The organism is bacterium Scap17 (genome assembly GCA_013376735.1).
Lineage (GTDB): Bacteria > Pseudomonadota > Gammaproteobacteria > Pseudomonadales > Halomonadaceae > Cobetia.
In genome coordinates, this window is sequence record VINJ01000001.1 from 2,167,696 (window position 1) to 2,185,713 (window position 18,018).

An 18,018-nucleotide genomic window follows, 5' to 3' on the forward strand; every position below is an offset into this window, starting at 1 on the left:
CGCTGCAGGAAGGATTCCACATGACCCGTACCGCATCATCCACGCCTGAACGCCCCGCCTTCGCCGACTTTCGCTACCCGGACCTCGAAGGTGCCAGCGTCTTCATCACCGGCGGTGGCTCCGGCATCGGCGCCGCGCTGACCGAAGGCTTCCTCGCCCAGGGCGCCAAGGTCGCCTTCGTCGGCCTGTCCGATGCCAGCGAATTCTGTGACGCCATGGAAGCTCGCTACGCCAATCGTCCGCTGTTCATCCCCTGCAACATCCAGGATATCGAGGCGCTGCAGGCCGCCGTCGCTCAGGCGCGTGAAGCCCACGGGCTGATCAACGTGCTGGTCAACAACGCCGCGCGTGACACCCGTCATACGCTGGATGAGTGGACGGTGGAACAGTGGGATGAATCCATCGCCACCAACCTGCGCCCGCAATTCTTCACCGCCCAGGCCGTCGCCCCCGACATGCGCGCACTGGGTGGCGGCGCCATCATCAATCTGTCCTCCAACAGCTACATGCTGGGGCTGGGCGGCTACCCGACCTACGTGACCGCTAAGGCCGGCATCATGGGCATGACCAAGGCGCTGGCGCGCGAGCTGGGGCCGGACGCCATTCGCGTCAACTGCCTGATTCCGGGCTGGGTGATGACGGAGCGTCAGCGCGAGCTGTGGGTCAACGACAAGGACTTGAACGAGTGCATTGATCAGCAGTGTCTCAAAGAGGCCATTCCGGTCGAGGACATGATCAATCCGTGCCTGTTCCTGGCCTCCAGCGCCTCGCGCATGATGACCGGCCAGCCGATGGTGGTAGACGGAGGCCGAGTGTGAGCGCCCTCAGCGTCACGCCGGCCTGGATCGCCGTCGACTGGGGGTCCAGCAATCTGCGCGCCTGGGCCGTCAATGGCGATGATGCAGTCATCGCCCAGGCCAGCAGTGCCCGCGGCATGCTGGGACTGGCGGCGGATGAGGTCGAGGATGTGCTGCGCGTACTGATCAATGACTGGCTGCCCGACGATATGACCTCTCCCATGCCGGTACTGATCTGTGGCATGGCCGGCGCGCGTCAGGGCTGGCAGGAGGCGGCTTACCTGCCGTTGCCCACGGACAAGACGCCTTCCCGTGATGTGCTGGGGGCACTCTCCGAGCAGCTGACCCATGTCGCGACCCGCGACAGCCGCCTTGCCGTCGCCATCGTGCCTGGCCTCTGTCAGCAGCAGCCTGCCTTTGACGTCATGCGTGGCGAGGAGACCCAGCTGGCGGGCCTGGTCGCCGCCCAACCCGACTACAGCGGTGCGGTGTGTCTGCCCGGCACCCACGCCAAGTGGGCACATCTCGCCAGTGGCGCCATCACCGGCTTCAGCACCTTCATGAGCGGCGAGCTCTTCAAGTTGCTCAGTCAGGATTCGGTGCTCAAGCACTCCGTCTCCTCGGGAGATCTCAGCGACGACGCCCAGCGTGATGCCTATCTGGCGGGCATCGACACGGCGCTTGCCGCCCCTGTACGCACCACCGCGCAGCTGTTCGGTATTCGTGCCCGCGATCTGCTTGATACGGGTCTGCCTGAGGGTGACGCTCGCAAGGCGCTGCTTGGCGCACGCCTGTCAGGCCTGGTGCTGGGGCTTGAGCTGGCGGGCGCCACTGCGGAGCTTTCGGATCACGCCACCATCACTCTGATCGGCGACGCCGTGCTGTGTCAGCGCTATCAGGTCGCGCTGGAACATCTGGGCTATCAGGTCACCACTGCAGCCAACGCCGACATGATTCTGGCGGGGCTCGGACGCATTCAGCGTGCACGATCAGCCGCGCAGGCCTCGTCATCGGAACGCGCCTCTGTGAGCCATTGATTCAGCGTTGCAGACATCGCTCGTCAGTGAGTCACGTCATTCCCCATTTAGAACAGCCCCTTTTCTGGAGATCGCCATGAGCCTGCCTCTGGTCGCCATACTCCGCGGTGTGACACCGCAAGACATCATCGCCATCGCCGACGAGATCATCGCTGCCGGCATCACCCGCATCGAAGTCCCGCTCAACTCTCCTCAACCGCTGGAGAGCATCGTCGCGCTGGTCGAGCACTGCGATCGGGCGCATGGCGGCGAGATCCTGATCGGTGCCGGCACCGTGCTGACCCCGCAGCAGGTGCGCGACGTCCACGCCGCGGGCGGCCGTCTGATCGTCTCGCCCAATGCCGATGTCGACGTCATCCGCGAAAGCCGCCGGCTGGAGATGGTCTCGCTGCCCGGCATCGTCACGCCGACGGAAGCCTTCGCCGCACTCGCTGCCGGTGCCTCGGGCCTCAAGCTGTTTCCGGCGACTCAGGTCGGCATCGTTAACATGAAAGCGATGCTGGCTGTGCTGCCCAAGGACACCAAGCTTTACGCCGTCGGTGGCATCGGCAGTGACAACTTCGCCGAATGGCGCGCCGCGGGTGTCCACGGCGCTGGCCTCGGCACGGCCATCTACACGCCTGGCCTGAGCGCGGCCGAAGTCGGTGAACGCGCTCGCACGCTGGTCGCGGCGTGGCAGGCAGCGGACTGAAGTGGCGCCAGGCGAGAATGGCTACCAAAAAAAGGAGCAGTAGATGACGGCATCACCCTCCCTCGGCACTGCCAAGCGCCTCGTCGCCAGTGGCTGCGAGCTGGGCGAAGGACCGGGCTGGACGCCCGCAACCAAGGCCCTGCCCGCGCGGGTGCGCTGGCTTAATATCCTCGCTGGCGAGCTGCATCACGCGGCCGCTGACGGTAGTGATCACATCATCACTCAACTTGCGCGCCGCACCTCCTATGCAGCCGTTACCCAAGACGGCGATTACCTGCTGGTCGCAGAGGGGATGCTCTCGCGCTTCACCCCCGAGACTGGCGCCGTGGAGGATCTCATGCCCTTCGAGGCGGACGCAGCGCCGGCCACGCGCAGCAATGATGCACGGGTCGATCGTCACGGCAGTCTGTGGCTCTCGAGCATGGGCTGCAACGCCGAAAGCGGTGCCGGCAGCCTCTATCGGCTGCATCGCGGAGAGCTGCACCGAGTGCTCAAGGGGCTGACCATTCCCAATGCCCTATGCTTCTCACCCGATGGCCGCTTCGCCTATTTCACCGACACCGTCACCGGCCAGGTGATGCGCTGGCAGCTGGACGCCGATGGCTGGCCACTCACCTCGGCAGGTGAATACAACGCCCCTGAGGTCTGGGCCGACCTGCGGGATGCCGGCGGTGGCCCGGACGGCGCCGTGATCGACGCCGATGGTCATATGTGGATTGCGCTGTGGGGGGCCGGCCGCGTGGCAAGGCTGGACCACGACGGCAAGGAAATTGCCCATGTGGCGCTGCCGGTCAGCCAGCCTTCGTGCCCGCTGTTCGGTGGCGAGGGGCTGAGCACGCTGTATGTCACCACGGCGCATGAAGGCATGGCCACGCCGGATCAGGCGGCGGGTGATGGTGACCTCTTCGCGTTGGACCTGTCAGCGCACGGTTTCAAGGGACTGGCAGAGCCACCGCTGGTGCTGGGCTGACAGGGACTAGGCTGACACCGCCATTCCCTCTCTGATCTTTCTTTATTTCTGGACCTCTCATGATGACCGCAGACGCCCCATCCTCCCGACCTTCGGCTGCGCCTGACGCGACCTGGTCAAGCGATCAGCAGTGGTTGAACCTGAGTGCCGATGGCATCCAGCTGCAGCTGGATCTCGCCGATGGCCTGCTCAAGCTGGCCCATTTCGGGCGCATCGCGCCCATCAATCCGGCTCAGCACCGCCTGATGAGCGCTGCTGCCACGCCCCAGGCCAGCCTGGATCAGCTGCCGCCCAACACCCTGTTCAATGATGCCGGACTCGGCTTTGCCGGCTATCCGGCGCTGATCGGTGATCGCGAAGGCCGCGACTGGCTGACGGCGATGCGCCTTTCGGATGTGGCCTGCTCGACGGATGCCTCCGGCGCTCACGCCCGCCTGACGCTTCGCGACAGCCTGAGCGAGCTGGAAGTGCTGCTCGCGCTGACCGTCACCCACGAGGGCGTATTGCGTCAGCAGACGACCCTGACCAATCAGTCTTCAGCGCCCTACCGGCTCGAATGGCTGGCAGCCACCTGCCTGCCGTTGCCGGTCCGCTTCGAGGAATGCCTGAGCTTCGGTGGCCGCTGGGTGCAGGAATTCACCGAGACGCGTCATCGTCTCAGCGAAGGCACCTTCACGCTCGAGAACCGTCGCGGCCGCAGCTCGCATCAACGTGTGCCGACACTGATCACCGGCACACCAGGCTTCAGCGAGCAGCGTGGCGAAGTCATCACCGCGCATCTGGCGTGGAGCGGCAACCATCGCGCCCTGATCGAGCGTCAGTTCGATGGCAGCACCCAATTGCAGATGGGCGCCCTGCTACTGCCCGGCGAGCAGATGCTGGCCGCCGGCGACAGCGTGACCACCCCGGAAGTGGTGATGGCCTGGTCGGATACTGGCATCAATGGCGCCAGTCAGCGTATGCATCGCACCCTGCGCGCGCGCCTTGACTGGCCGGTGGCTGACAAGCCGCGCCCGGTACACGTCAACACCTGGGAAGCACTCTACTTCGATCACGACGCGGCGCGTCTAGAGGAGTTGGTCGTTGCTGCCGGTGAGGTGGGTGCCGAGCGTTTCGTGCTCGATGATGGCTGGTTCGTCGGCCGGGATGGCGAGCGCGCCGCCCTTGGCGACTGGTATCTGGATGCCGGCAAGTACCCGCAGGGGCTAGGGCCGCTGATCGAGTCCGTACAGGCGCACGGCATGGAATTTGGCCTGTGGGTCGAGCCCGAGATGGTCAATCCGGACAGTGAACTCTTCCGCAGCCATCCGGACTGGATTCTCGGGCTGGAGGGGCGTGAGCAGCCACTGGGACGCTATCAATGCGTGCTGGACCTGACCCGCCGCGAGGTCTGTGACTACCTGTTTGCGCGCCTCGATGCGCTGCTCAGCGAATACCCGATCAAGTATCTGAAATGGGACATGAATCGCGACCTGACCCATGCGGGCGGCCAGGCGGAGGAAGGACGTGGCAAGCCTGCCGCCCATGCTCAGGTCAGCGCGCTCTACTCACTGCTGGCCCGCCTGCGAAAGGCGCATCCCGGCGTCGAGATCGAGAGCTGCGCCTCGGGTGGCGCGCGCACCGATCACGGCATTCTGCGGCACACCCATCGCGTCTGGACGTCTGACTGCAACGACCCCCACGAGCGCACGCATATCCAGCGCGGGGCCAGTCGCGTACTGCCGCCGGAGCTTCTGGGCGCGCATATCGGGCCGCAGCACGCCCATACCACCTCGCGCCGCACGACGCTTGCCTTCCGTGCCTCCACGGCGCTGTTCGGTCATCTGGGGCTGGAGCTGGATGTCAGCCAGCTCGATCAGGCGGAGCGAAGTGAACTGCGCGGCTGGATAGCGCGTTACAAGGCGCTGCGTGGCCTGCTGCACAACGGTGTCAGCTGGCGCCTGGATTGCCTGGATGACAATCAGCATGCCCACGGTGTGGTCAGTCAGGATGGCCAGCAGGCCCTTTTCAGCATCAGCCAGCTGGCCATGCCTCGTCACGCCGTACCCGCCGCCCAGCCGCTGACCGGCCTGCAAGCCAACACGTCCTACCGGCTCGAGCTGCTGGAACTGCCGGAGCACCCGGAGCGACGCATGAAGCAGCTGCCCGCCTGGATCAGCCGACAACAGGCCGGCGAGCCGGTCGTCGTCTCCGGTGAGTACCTCATGCGTGAAGGCCTTGCCCTGCCGGTGCTGGACCCCGACCAGGCAATCCTGATTCACCTTCACGCGGTTACGGCATGACCCGTGCGGCGCCGGCCGTGATGGCCTGCGCCGCGCTTGCTCCCCATTTTCAGCATCAAGGATGACCCCCATGCAGCTCGGTGTCTGTTACTACCCGGAACACTGGCCACGTGATCGCTGGCCGCAGGATGCTCGCGACATGATGGAAGCCGGCATTCGTGTCGTGCGTATCGGCGAATTCGCCTGGAGTCGCCTGGAACCCAGCGCGGGTGACCTGCGCTTCGAGTGGCTGGATGAGGCTGTCGAGGTTCTGGCGGCGGCCGGTCTCAAGATCGTGATGGGCACGCCCACGGCGACACCGCCCAAGTGGCTGGTGGACGCCCACCCGGAAATTCTGGCCGTCGATGAGAATGGCGACACGCGTGGCTATGGCTCGCGTCGTCATTACTGCTTTTCTTCGCCGACGTTTCGTACCTTGAGTGAGCGCATCGTGCGCCTGATGGGCGAGCGCTACGCAAACCATCCCGCGATCATCGCCTGGCAGACCGACAACGAGTACGGCTGTCATGACACCATCCTCAGCTACTCCGCGGCCGCCCGCGCCCGCTTCCCAGAATGGCTCGAGGCGCGTTATGGCTCGGTCGAGGCCCTCAATGAGGCCTGGGGCACGGTGTTCTGGAGCATGGAGGTCAGCGAGTTTTCCCAGGTCGAGGCGCCCGTCGGCACCGTGACCGAACCGCATCCGGCCATCGTGCTCGATTATCGACGCTTCTGCTCCGACATGGTGGTCCAATACAACCGCCTGCAGGTCGACACCCTGCGTGCCGCGGGCGTCAGCGGCGATATCGTGCACAACTTCATGGGCCTGTTCACCGAATTCGATCACTTCGATGTCGCCCGTGATCTGGATATCGCCAGCTGGGACAGCTACCCATTGGGCTTTCTGGAACGTGGCGCCCATGACGATGCCACCAAGGCCCATTATCGTCAGCAAGGTCACCCGGACTTTGCCGGCTTTCATCACGACCTCTACCGCGCCATGTGCAAGGGCCGCTGGTGGGTGATGGAGCAGCAGCCCGGCCCGGTCAACTGGGCGATCAGCAACGCCGCGCCCTTGCCCGGCATGGTACGACTATGGAGCCACGAAGCCTTCGCGCATGGTGCCGAAGTCGTCTCCTATTTCCGCTGGCGTCAGGCACCCTTCGCCCAAGAGCAGATGCATGCTGGTCTGCTACGCCCGGATGGTTCGCCCGCCTCGGCCTGGCCGGAACTTTTGCAGGTGCGCGATGAGCTTCAAGTACTGGCAGAACACGACTCGACGGCTGCCCAGCAGGCGCCTGTCGCCCTGATGTTCGATTACGCCTCCATCTGGGCCTGTCAGATCCAGCCCCACTCCGAGAACTTCAACCCGCTTGAGCTGTACCTAAGCTGGTACAGCGCACTGCGGCGACTCGGGCTTGATGTCGATATCGTCTCACCGAGCGATGCGCTCAGTGGCTATCCGCTGGTCGTGCTGCCCTGTCAGGTGATCGCCGATGAGGCACTGGCGGCACGTCTGAGCACTGCGCGCGATTCAGGCAGTCGCGTGATGATCGGCGCACGCTCCGGCTCGCGTACGCCGGAGTTTCAGATACCCACGCAGCTGGCACCCGGCGCACTCAGCGAGCTGACGGGCATCACGGTCGATCGAGTCGACGGCCTGCGGCCAGGCGCTGAGCCCGCCGTCACCCTGAGCAACGGCGCACGCGGTCATGCCCTGCGCTGGCGCGATCTGCTCGATCATCAGCGCACCCGCGCACAGGTGGTAACGCGCTTCGAGGATGGCGAACCCGCCATCCTGCATCAGCGCGGTGTCAGCTATCTGACCGCATGGTTGAGTGAAGACAGCCTGGTGGCGATGCTGCAGGCGGAGTGTCAGGCCTGCGGCATCACCACCCATGCGCTGCCCGACGGCGTGCGTCTGCGGCGTCGCGGGCCGCTCTGCTTCGCCTTCAACTATGCCCCCGAGCCGCGCTGGCTGCCGGAAGGCCTCGTCAATGACAGCGGGCTGCTGGCCGGTAACCGGGCGCTGGCACCCGCTGATGTCTGTATCTGGTTCAGTGACGAACAGCGCCCCTGAGTGAGGCGACTACTGCCCACTCATTCAACGCGAAAATCGACTTTGCTTGAAAGCAGGACATCTCTCGGATTTCGCGACCGGCAGACCGTTCGATCACTTGCCGCGGCGCCTTCGGGCGCCGCTTTTTTGTACAACTATGCTGGACAGCTATTCTGAGTCCGCATGTCACCTGCCCAGGCTTCATGAGTGATTACAACAGCGTGCTGCCCCCCCCTGCTTACCGGCCGACTAAGGCTGCCACATTGACGACATAAAGCAGGCCAACGATAACGGTATATTGTTTTATGTAAAATGGCCTTTCATTCGCAGCGCAAGGCTAGATGGAGTTTACCCTTGAGTGCTCACTGACCGCACAGCGCTGCCACTTAAGGCGCATTGTTCTCATGTCAGACAATCTCTAGTGTGCTGGATGTCTCTGTATATAAGCCAATAAATAGCAAAAACAACAGGCCACGCACCTGTAGACAGGACAACCGTCGTCAATGGCAGACGACCCACGACTACGATAATGCAAACTACGAGATACCCCCCCATGAGTATTCTTGCCATTCTGATATCGCTCGGGCTGCTGATGTTCCTGGCCTACCGCGGTATCACCGTCCTCTTGCTCGCCCCTCTGATGGCCGCCCTCGCCGTCGTCCTGTCAGGAGATGCAGCCGCCCTGCTGCCCAGCTACACCGTGACCTTCATGAGCCAGCTGGGCGGCTATCTGGCCAAGTTCTTCCCGCTGTTCATCCTCGGCGCCCTGTTCGGCCAGCTGATGGCCGATTCCGGGGCCGCGCATGCGATCTCCGAAGGTCTGGTCAAACGCCTGGGGACACGCCATGTGATCCTGACTGTGGTCCTGGCCTGTGCACTACTCACCTATGGGGGCGTCTCGCTGTTCGTGGTCGCCTTCGCCGTCTATCCGATTGGCGCCCAGCTCTTCCAGCGCACCGGCACGCCCAAGCGATTGTTGCCCGCGGCCATCGCACTCGGCTCCTTCACCTTCACCATGACGGCACTCCCCGGCACGCCGGCCATCCAGAACGCCATCCCGATCCCCTACTTCCAGACCAACAGCTTCGCGGCGCCAGGCCTGGGCATCATCGCAGGCCTGATCATGCTGGGGCTGGGTACCTGGTGGCTGAAGGGACGTGCCAGCAAGGCTCAGGCACAGGGGGAAGGCTACGGGGTCCACAAGGACGAAGCGCTTGAGGAATCCCCGGCGCCCGCCGCACGGATGGGCATGATCACGGCGCTGATTCCGCTGGTGATGGTCATCGGCCTGAATGCCTTGCTGACCTATTTCGTCTTCCCGCGCATCGATTTCTCCTACCTGAGCGAGGCCTTCCCGGAGCTTGACCCGGCGGGCGCCACCGGCATGTGGTCGATCCTGATCGCGCTGGCCTTCGCCTCCACCTGGCTGGTCATTTCACGCTGGAAGCAGTGGGCCGACCTGAAGACCACCGTCAACAATGGCTGCTTCGGCGCCATGCTGCCTGTCTTCAATACCGCCTCAGAGGTGGGATATGGCGCGGTGATCGCCAGCCTGGCCGGTTTCGCGATGGTCAAGGAGGGAGTGCTCGGCCTGTATCCGGCCAACCCGCTGATCTCGGAAGCGGTGGCAGTCAACGTGCTGGCCGGCATCACCGGCTCGTCATCCGGCGGCATGAGCATTGCGCTTTCGACTCTGGGCGAGACCTACCGCGAGATGGCCGTCAATGCCGGCATCGACCTGGAGCTGATGCACCGCGTGGCAGCGCTGGCGGCGGGTAGCATGGACACCTTGCCGCACTCCGGCGCGGTCATCACCCTGCTGGCGATCTGCAAGCTGACTCACCGCCAATCCTACGGCCAGATGTTCATGATGACGGTCGCCTTCCCGATGCTGGCCCTGATTGCCGTCGTGACCCTGGGCAGCCTGGTCGGAAGCTTCTGAGCCCTAAAGCTCCACAACTGTGGGAAGTTTTCGAACATGAGTGGAGCAAAGTGAGGCCAGGCCAATGACAAGAAGGCCACCCGAACGGGTGGCCTTCTTGTTGAGCAATCACGCTGGCCAGCGACGCGCCGACATCTCAATAAACGTGGTGAGCCCGCTTCGGGTCCAGCGTCTCATGACGTGCCCGCGTCTTGATCCACAGCGTCAAGTCATCGCGGTCGGCGCCGGGATTCTCGGCGACCCACTCGACGATACGCGAGGCAATGAATTCGGCATGAAACTCTTCGTCGAACTGCAGCAGCATCAGGTCCTCGCCCGCCTGGGAGATGCGCAACAATACCTCACTTGCCGGCAATACATAGAGATTCAACTCATGCAGATATTGCGTCGTGAAGGTCACGCGCCGAAAACGCTCGGGAACATTGCGCCCACTCTTGCTGATATCGTTCATGAAAGCCATGGCTCTCTCCTGCATCAAGGCGCTCATCGTTTTTGCTCATTATTGAGCTTTGCCATTTAATCATAGCGCACAGGATGTGCTTCCGGCTGGTTTATGCAGATATTTTAATAAAACCTGCAAACGACATCCTTCAACCGGTTATCAACTCAATATCCTGGCAAGTCACTTCCGGATAGCAGCCGATATCACTGTTGCCGCTGACGCAATGCATCACTTTGCAAGGTTAGCTGAACTCGCGTCAGCCAGCCCGCCAGCAGCGCCTGCTTGTGCCGACTCATGGTGCGATGTTGCTCGATCACTTCGCATAATCGATCGCCGGCCGCGCGCATTCTGGTTGGGCTCTCCCCTCGGGCACAGCGCTGATAGTCATCCGCCAGCGCATGGATCAATTCGCGCAAGGCGTGCTGTACCGGGCGCGGCACATCGTTGCCCAATTCGCGCCGCACGAAGCCTATGCCGCGTCCGATATCCATCCCTGTCAGGCCCAGCGTCAGTAGCGGCATGCCGAGCACTTGCTCCTGTGCAGCATCGGGCTGGCCGTTTGCCGTTTCGCCACTGCGGCGCGCTTCCTGTTCACGACTGCGAGTCTGCTCATGCCGGGCCAGGCGCAACAGCCTGTCGCCCATACGGCCGCCGAACCAGCTGTCCAGGCGTTCGGTAGAGCGCTCCGCCAGCTCACGAATATCACTCGCCGTGGCGCGAATCAGCTGGCGCTTGTCCCAACCGGCTCCCGGCACAGGGATCAGGCGGAATCCAATGATGGTCACGATCAGACCGATCCCGGCTGCCAGACTCCGATTGAGGGTATAGGCGACATCGAAGGTCATACCGTTGTCCGGCATCACCAGCAGAATATTGAATACCACGAAGGGCAAGGCGATCCCCGCCAGCGCCGGCACAACGGCCCCCAGCAGGCCGAGGAACAGGGGAATACTGAAGATGATCACGAAGGACACGAAATGCTGGGCGTGACTGAGCATGACATTGCCGAACAGCAGTACGCTCGGGACCGCCAGCAGCAAGCCCTTGAGCACCATCGGAATGATCGGTGCCGGATCACCGCGACTGACGAAGATTCCCGAGAACAGCGTGCCCAGCAGCATGGCCACCGCACCGTTGTCCCATGCCGTCGCAAGCCAGAAAATCGCCGTGGCACTGAAGATGGTCATCGCACGCAGCGCATCGATGGCGGCGCGACCATGATCTCGGTGCCAACTCATGCTCGGCTGACGCAGCTGATGTCGGCCGGGATGATTGATGACCTCACGTGCCTGCAGGATGACCAGCGCATGCCCCAGTACCTCACGCAGACTGAACAGCAGCCGAGCCTCCAGCGCGGTAATGCTTCGCTGACCGCGTGACAGCCGTAGACATTCGCCGCGCAGCTCCCTGAGTGTCTTGCGGGCCTGAGCCGTGCCCTGGTTGTCTGCCATGCTCTGAAAGGCCGCACCCAGGCGTTGCATCAGGTCCTGTGTCGGCTGGCTGAAGCGTTCGGCTTCCTGTCTCCGGGTCTGGGTCAGCTCACCCGTCGGTGCGATCGGCTTACCGTCATCGCGCTGTGATGGCACGAAGAACTCGGGATGACGCAGCTGGTGCAGGGCCTTGAGGGTCGCGTAGAGACGCATGCTTCGCCGCGTCAGCAGGTGTACACCACGTATGCGCCCCTTGCCCTGGGGGCCTTCATAACGCGCTGAATGGGCATCGATCTCGAGATTGTTGAGCGCATCCAGCCCGGTCATCATCTGCTCGAGCATCGCCATGCGTTCCTGATGCTGATCCTTTTGCCGTCCAGTAGTCTTGCCTCCCTCTAACGGCATCGAGAAGGCCAGCGCCATATAGCGAAAGGTGGCGTTCACCGCCGTATCCGACAGCTTGCCGAGATGATCACGCACGCGAATCGGCCAGACCAGCGCACTCACGACGACGGCACACAACGCGCCAAGACTCAGCTCACTGAGACGTGCCAGTGCCACCGAGAAGAAGTCATCCGGCGCCGAGGACGTCAGCACCACGATGATCATGCAGGCCACCGCCGCCATCACACAGCCATAGGACAGATTATTGTGTGTCAGCGAGGCGCCATAGATGCATAGCCCGATCCATAGCGTGACCGAACCCAGCGCCAGTTCGGGCACCTGGGCAAAGCAGCCCATGATCACCACGGCCACACAGGTACCGACGAAGGTTCCCGTAACCTGACAGATGCCCTTCTCGACCACCATGCCCGACATCGGACGTGTCTGCAGAAACGCCGCCGAGATCAGCGCCCAATAGGGTCGATCGAGATCAAAGAAGAAGGCAGCGTAGAGGGCCAGCGCCATCGCCAGCACACCCTTGGTGGCAAACTTGAGCGCGAACGGCGAAGGCCTGAGGAAGGCAGCCAGAGCGGGAGACATGGATCAGTGCTTCCCGTCTTCGTCTTGGACGGCCTGAGCTGTCTCGACCGATTCCGCCTCGACAGACGTTGCTTCGACAGACTCTGCCTTGGCCTGCGTCGCCTCATCATTGCCATCCTCAGCAGTGATCAGCCTGACACTCGCCGTCATGCCGGCGGCAAGATTGACACCTGAGGCACGCACCGCCTCGATATCATCGAATTCCACCCGCACCGGAATGCGCTGCGCCAGACGCACCCAACTGAAGGTGGCACTGACCTGGGGCAGTTGCTGGGCATTGGTCGCGGTATTGTCATCGGCGATGCCCTGACCGATCCCCACGACTCGCCCCTTGAAGTCTTCATTGCCGCTCATCAGCGTGATCTGGACCGGATCGCCCGGACGCACATGCTGCAGCTTGGTCTCCTGGAAGTAGGCGCTCAGGTAGAAGGAGTCATCCTTGATCAGTGCCATCACCGACGTGCCTGCCGTGACGTAATTGCCCTGACTGAGATGCATGTTGAGGATACTGCCGTCGGCGGGTGCCACCAAACGCGTACGATCGAGATCCAGCTGCGCGGATTGCACCGCGGCTTCGGCCTGTTGCACATCAGCGCGGGCAACCTCGGCTTCCAGGCGCGCACTGTCGCGTTCTTCCTCACTGATGGCACGATTGGTCAAGCGACCACGACGATTGGCCTCATGCTCCTTCAGGCTCAGGGTCGCCTTGGCACTGGCCAGACTGGCCTTGGCCTTGGCGAGCGCGGCCTCGTAGCGCGCACGATCGACCTGAAGGATGACGTCCCCTTCCTTGACCCGCGTGGTATCCGCCACATTCAGCTCACGCACCCAGCCGGAGACATCCGAGCTCAGCGTGATCACCTCGGCACGCACCCGGGCGTCACGCGTCCAGGGACTGTACATGTAGGTATTCCACAGCCACACGGCACACCAGGCTGCAGCCGCCACCAGACATAGAGTAATGATCCATTTGACGGCTTTGTGTCGCAGGTTGCGCATGCGGTTTCCTTGGGGAATAGAGGGGCTGGGGAAAATGGGTGGCACGAAAGGGTTCGCGGGGAAATCGAGATGACGAATGGCGAGACGCTGGGGCAATGACGTACGTCACGTCACGAGGGCTACCACCGCCGCCAGACAGATGACAAACAGCGAGATATCGAACCAGGCCTCGAACCAGAGTTCGTGATTGGCCAGCAGACGATGCAGCAACGTACGAATGAGCCCCGCCGCCAGCAAGGCGACCAGGGCATAAACCAACATCGGGCTGATCAGGAATTCCCCGACCACCATTTCATGCAGCGCATTGAAGCCAGACCCAACATCATTGCCTGCGGCGATTTCCTTCATCGAGATGTCCTTGACTTGCGTTATGCGAGAGCTGGCTTGCGTATGCGAGAGGGGGCTTTCTTCAAGCGATAGCTGTATAGCGACTGCCATGCGTGCAATCAGCGTTCAACGATGGTGGCTGCCTGGCGTTCATTCAAGGCCTGCGGGTGAACTGTTCCACTACGCGAATCTTGAGGGCAGCATCATCGCTGAGAATATATGCAGGCTAACATTTTTCACCGCCGTGCACCGTTGCGTGAGAAGAATCACCCCATTCCTTGCACAGCGCGCGACCAGAATCCGCTCTCCATTTGGCTGAGCGCTAACCGGGACAATCAGCCTGGACACCAGGTATTCAGGTGGTAGCAGCGGCCAAGGTGGCCTGAAACGCAAAACGGCTTACCCATAAGGCAAGCCGTTTCATTTCGCACAGTGAAGACATCAGTTGATGATCGTGAGGGTCTACTACACCGCGTAGCCGAGCACGCGTGGCAGCCACAAGGCGAGCTCAGGGAACAGCATCACCACCGCCAACGCCGCCAGCATCGCTACCACGAAGACCATCGCCCACCCGACCGTCTTCTCGAGTCTTACTCCGGCTACGCTACTGGTCACCATCAGGTTGACCGCGACTGGCGGGGTGAACTGCCCGATCGCGATGTTCATCGCCAGCAGGATACCGAACCACACCGGATGCCAGCCGAAGTGCTGCATCACCGGAATCAGCACCGGCATCAGGATCAGGTAGATGGAGACCGCATCCAGCAGCATCCCGGCGATCAGCACTGCCACCATCACCAGAATCAGCAGCGTCGTTCCGCTATCCGACAGCGTGATCAGCCATTCAGCGAGATGGCGGAAGGTGCCCAACATGGTACCCGCCCAGGCGAATATGCCCGCCAGCGCGATGATGAGCATTACCACACCGGAGATGACGGCCGCCTCCCTGAGCAGTTCCCACACCTGAGAGAGCTTGAGCTCACGGGTGATGAAGAGCCCGACACACAGCCCGTAGGCGGCAGCTACTACCGCCGCTTCCGTGGGCGTGAAGAGGCCTGAGCGCAGTCCGCCAAGGATGATCACCGGTGCCAGCAGGGCCGGGATCGCTGCGCGGAACGCCGGACCCAGCGCGATACGCTCGACCTGAGTCGGGTCTTCCCAGCGATAGCGACGCGAGAGGAACCAGGCCGGCAGCAGCAAGGCCACACCCACCAGCAAGCCCGGAATCAGGCCCGCAGCAAACAGCGCACGCAGATCCACCCCCGGGACCACGATGGAATAGAGGATCAATGCGATGGACGGCGGGATCAGGATCGCCGTGGAGGCCGAGGCCGCAATCAGCGTCGCCGAGAACGCCTTGGGATAGCCTGCCCGTGTCATGCTGGGAATCATCACCATCGCCACCGCGGCAGCATCCGCCGGGCCGGAACCACTCATGCCGCCCATGATCAGGCATACCAGCACCGCCACCAGTGCGAGCCCCCCGTGACGCGGGCCGATCAACGCCTGGGCGAAGCGCACCAGCCGCGCCGCCACTCCGGCACGCTCGAACACCAGCCCGGTCAGGATGAACAGCGGAATGGCGATCAGCGGATACTTGGCGATGCTGTTGTAGGTATTGGTGCCGAGGGTGGCCAGCATGCTGACCGGCAGCCCCGCGACGATACCCACCGCCCCCGAGAGCCCCAGCGCGAAGGCCACCGGCACGCCGAGTATCAACAGCGCGGCGAAGCTTGCAAGCAACCAGAGATCAGGACTCATGATCTGACTCCTTGTGCTCCGGCGATGCATTCTGACCGGGTCCCTGCCCAGGCCCTTGCACAAGACGCTCGACACACTGCTGCAACTGACGCCAGGCCATCGCCAGCGCCAATATCGGCAGCCAGATCACGTACCACCAGTTGGGCAGACCCAGCCCCGGTGACAGCGAGTCCCACTGATACTCCTCCAGCGCGAAGGTTCCCCCGAACCACACCACCAGCCCCAGCACGACCAGCACCGCCAGAGTCTGCACGATCACGACCAGTCGCCACAGCGACAACGGCAGCACGTCTTCCAGCAATGCGATACGAATATGTGCCTGACGGCGAATCGCCACCGAGGCGCCCGCCAGCGTCAGCAATACCAGCAGGAAGACCGAGAATTCCTCGGTAAAGGCAAAGGAGGCATCGGTGGCATAGCGCACCACCACATTGGCCAGACTGATGATACCGATAAGTCCCAGCGCCAACGCCGCCAGCCAGGACTCCGGCCGCACACGTGGCGGTGGCCTGTCCACGGGGGCAGGCGCTGCGCTGGTGCCAGTTTGATGTGAGGTTTGTTGAGACGGTTTTTGAGCCGATTGTTGCGACTTTTGCGACATGACGCGCGATCCACACGAACGCCGAGGCTGTCAGGCCCCGGCGTGGTTCTTCACTCAATAACGCGCACAGACCGCATTATTCCCGATGTCATCTGCTCAGTGAGCAGCGGCGATGATGGCCCTGGCAGACTCAGCGCGAGGCCTTGACCTCGGCACGTGCCGTCTCGACCAGCGCCTCACCGATCTTCGGTGTCCAGCTTTCGTAGACCGACTGGGTGGCGTCACGGAAGGTCTGCATCGCATCCTCATCGAGCTTGACGACATTCACGCCGCGCGCCTCGATGTCCGCCAGCCGCTGGGCATTGCCTTCACGACTCATGGCGATCTCCCAGGCACCCGCTTCCCTGGCGGTCTCGGTCAGCAGCGTGCGCTCCTGTTCACTGAGCGACTTCCACACGCGCTGGTTGGCGGCAAAGATCAGCGGGTCCGCCATGTAGTGCCAGAGGGTCAGGTGGGTCTGACCGACCTGGTCGATGCGTGCGACATCGAACACCGACAGCGGGTTCTCCTGCCCATCCACCGCGCCGGTGGTCAGTGCCGGCTTGGCATCCGCCCAGCTCATCTGGGTCGGGTTGGCGCCCAGCGCCGTGAAGGTGTCCTGGAACAGCGGCGAGCCCACTACACGAATCTTCAGGCCCTTCAGGTCATCCGGCGAGGTTATCGATTTCGACGAATTGGACACCTCACGGAAGCCGTTCTCGCCCCACGCCAGCGGCTTGATGCCCTTGGACTCGATGGCGGCGAAGACCTGCTTGCCCGACTCGCCCTGGGTCAGCGCATCGATGGCGGCGTGGTCCGGCATCAGGAATGGCAGCGAGAACAGATTGAGCTCCGGTACCTGGGGCGACCAGTTGATGGTCGAGCCCACCGCGAGATCGATCAGCCCCTGACGCATGGCCGAGAACTCCTTGGTCTGGTCCCCCGCCACCAGCTGAGCGTTCGGATAGACGCGCAGAGTGAGCTCGCCACCGGAGCGCTCCTCTACCAGCTCCGCCCACTTCTCGGCCGCCTGCCCCCACGGGAAGGCATCCGACAGCACGGTGGAGACGGACAGCTCGCGCGCCTCGGCATCACTCGCCATCAGCGGTGACAGCAAGGCCAGGCCAAGCACGCCAGCCATCAAGGCAGAGCGACTCGTGACAGTGACACGCGGGCGCGCGGTCTGGCTTTGAGAAAGGGCTGGAGAATGATCCGAAGTGCAGTGATGCAGATGACGAGGGGCGGGGCCAGCGTTGGCGTGTACAGCGGTCAGGGTCATGAATAACCTCTTGATTATGATGTTGTTGAGTGTGTCCAGAGGCAGATTCGCATCTACTTTGGTCGCTGACCATTCGACCATGCGACAGATCGGTGCTTTTTCGACGCTCATATGCTGTCTCGCTGCATTACCGATTACTGTATATCCATCCACCCCACGGATTTTCCGAGACCTCTTGCGTACGAAACGCTCGACCATGTGATGTCATCAGCGTGTGTCACCAAGGAGTGTATCCAGCGATGCAAGAGGGCCAACCCTCGCACAGGCCCCGCCAGCAGGGAGTTTGACGATATTTTCCTTCGCATGATGCCGTGCCTTTACAGCGCCAGCGTGTCCCGAGTCCGGGTCGGGTCATGATTTCATGAGTGACTGTATATTCATCCACCCCATTACATCCTTGAGACAAATTTCACGATATGTCGCCTTTCAACCACGCAATGGCGTACCACGGGTCGCAGA

Annotated in this window: 14 protein-coding genes; 7 read left to right on the forward strand and 7 right to left on the reverse strand. The window is 62.7% G+C overall.

All coding sequences use genetic code 11. From position 1 onward, the window contains the following. Positions 1-20 precede the first annotated feature (20 nt). The 7 genes from FLM52_09290 to FLM52_09320 all read left to right on the forward strand — a co-directional run bounded on the left by FLM52_09290 (position 21) and on the right by FLM52_09320 (position 9,757). Positions 21-818: an SDR family oxidoreductase gene (locus tag FLM52_09290; GenBank protein ID NVN55981.1), complete on the forward strand. Its 798-nt coding sequence runs from the start codon at positions 21-23 to the stop codon at positions 816-818. Continuing rightward, positions 815-1,834, forward strand: coding sequence for a 2-dehydro-3-deoxygalactonokinase (locus tag FLM52_09295; GenBank protein NVN55982.1), 1,020 nt, complete (start codon positions 815-817; stop codon positions 1,832-1,834). Before FLM52_09290 ends, FLM52_09295 begins: the two co-directional genes overlap by 4 nt. A gap of 76 nt (positions 1,835-1,910) precedes the next feature. Then, positions 1,911-2,525: a 2-dehydro-3-deoxy-6-phosphogalactonate aldolase gene (locus FLM52_09300; GenBank protein ID NVN55983.1), complete on the forward strand. Its 615-nt coding sequence runs from the start codon at positions 1,911-1,913 to the stop codon at positions 2,523-2,525. Positions 2,526-2,568: 43 nt separating this feature from the next. Next, the gene (locus tag FLM52_09305; protein NVN55984.1) at positions 2,569-3,495 is read left to right on the forward strand and encodes an SMP-30/gluconolactonase/LRE family protein; all 927 of its coding nucleotides are present in this window, start codon (positions 2,569-2,571) and stop codon (positions 3,493-3,495) included. Positions 3,496-3,554: 59 nt separating this feature from the next. Further along, complete coding sequence (locus FLM52_09310) at positions 3,555-5,777, forward strand: alpha-galactosidase (GenBank protein ID NVN55985.1); 2,223 nt, start codon at positions 3,555-3,557, stop codon at positions 5,775-5,777. 70 nt (positions 5,778-5,847) lie between these two features. Continuing rightward, entirely contained in the window at positions 5,848-7,836 is a 1,989-nt protein-coding gene (locus tag FLM52_09315) for a beta-galactosidase (GenBank protein ID NVN55986.1), read from the forward strand. Between the two features lie 532 nt (positions 7,837-8,368). Further along, complete coding sequence (locus FLM52_09320; GenBank protein NVN55987.1) at positions 8,369-9,757, forward strand: GntP family permease; 1,389 nt, start codon at positions 8,369-8,371, stop codon at positions 9,755-9,757. Between the two features lie 136 nt (positions 9,758-9,893). On the opposite strand, the gene FLM52_09325 is transcribed toward FLM52_09320, so the two are convergent. The 7 genes from FLM52_09325 to FLM52_09355 all read right to left on the reverse strand — a co-directional run bounded on the left by FLM52_09325 (position 9,894) and on the right by FLM52_09355 (position 17,559). Continuing rightward, positions 9,894-10,217 carry a hypothetical protein gene (locus FLM52_09325; protein ID NVN55988.1) on the reverse strand — a complete coding sequence of 108 codons (324 nt, stop codon included), beginning with the start codon at positions 10,215-10,217 and terminating at the stop codon, positions 9,894-9,896. Positions 10,218-10,402: 185 nt separating this feature from the next. Beyond that, on the reverse strand, positions 10,403-12,613 hold the full coding sequence (locus tag FLM52_09330) for an FUSC family protein (GenBank protein NVN55989.1): 2,211 nt from the start codon (positions 12,611-12,613) through the stop codon (positions 10,403-10,405). A gap of 3 nt (positions 12,614-12,616) precedes the next feature. Beyond that, positions 12,617-13,612, reverse strand: coding sequence for an efflux RND transporter periplasmic adaptor subunit (locus tag FLM52_09335; protein NVN55990.1), 996 nt, complete (start codon positions 13,610-13,612; stop codon positions 12,617-12,619). Positions 13,613-13,717: 105 nt separating this feature from the next. Continuing rightward, entirely contained in the window at positions 13,718-13,903 is a 186-nt protein-coding gene (locus tag FLM52_09340) for a DUF1656 domain-containing protein (protein NVN55991.1), read from the reverse strand. A gap of 501 nt (positions 13,904-14,404) precedes the next feature. Continuing rightward, entirely contained in the window at positions 14,405-15,700 is a 1,296-nt protein-coding gene (locus tag FLM52_09345; GenBank protein ID NVN55992.1) for a TRAP transporter large permease, read from the reverse strand. Continuing rightward, the gene (locus FLM52_09350; GenBank protein ID NVN55993.1) at positions 15,690-16,301 is read right to left on the reverse strand and encodes a TRAP transporter small permease; all 612 of its coding nucleotides are present in this window, start codon (positions 16,299-16,301) and stop codon (positions 15,690-15,692) included. The genes FLM52_09345 and FLM52_09350 overlap by 11 nt, the downstream gene beginning before the upstream one ends. A 130-nt stretch (positions 16,302-16,431) precedes the next feature. Continuing rightward, positions 16,432-17,559 carry a DctP family TRAP transporter solute-binding subunit gene (locus tag FLM52_09355; protein NVN55994.1) on the reverse strand — a complete coding sequence of 376 codons (1,128 nt, stop codon included), beginning with the start codon at positions 17,557-17,559 and terminating at the stop codon, positions 16,432-16,434. Between the last annotated feature and the right edge of the window lie 459 nt (positions 17,560-18,018).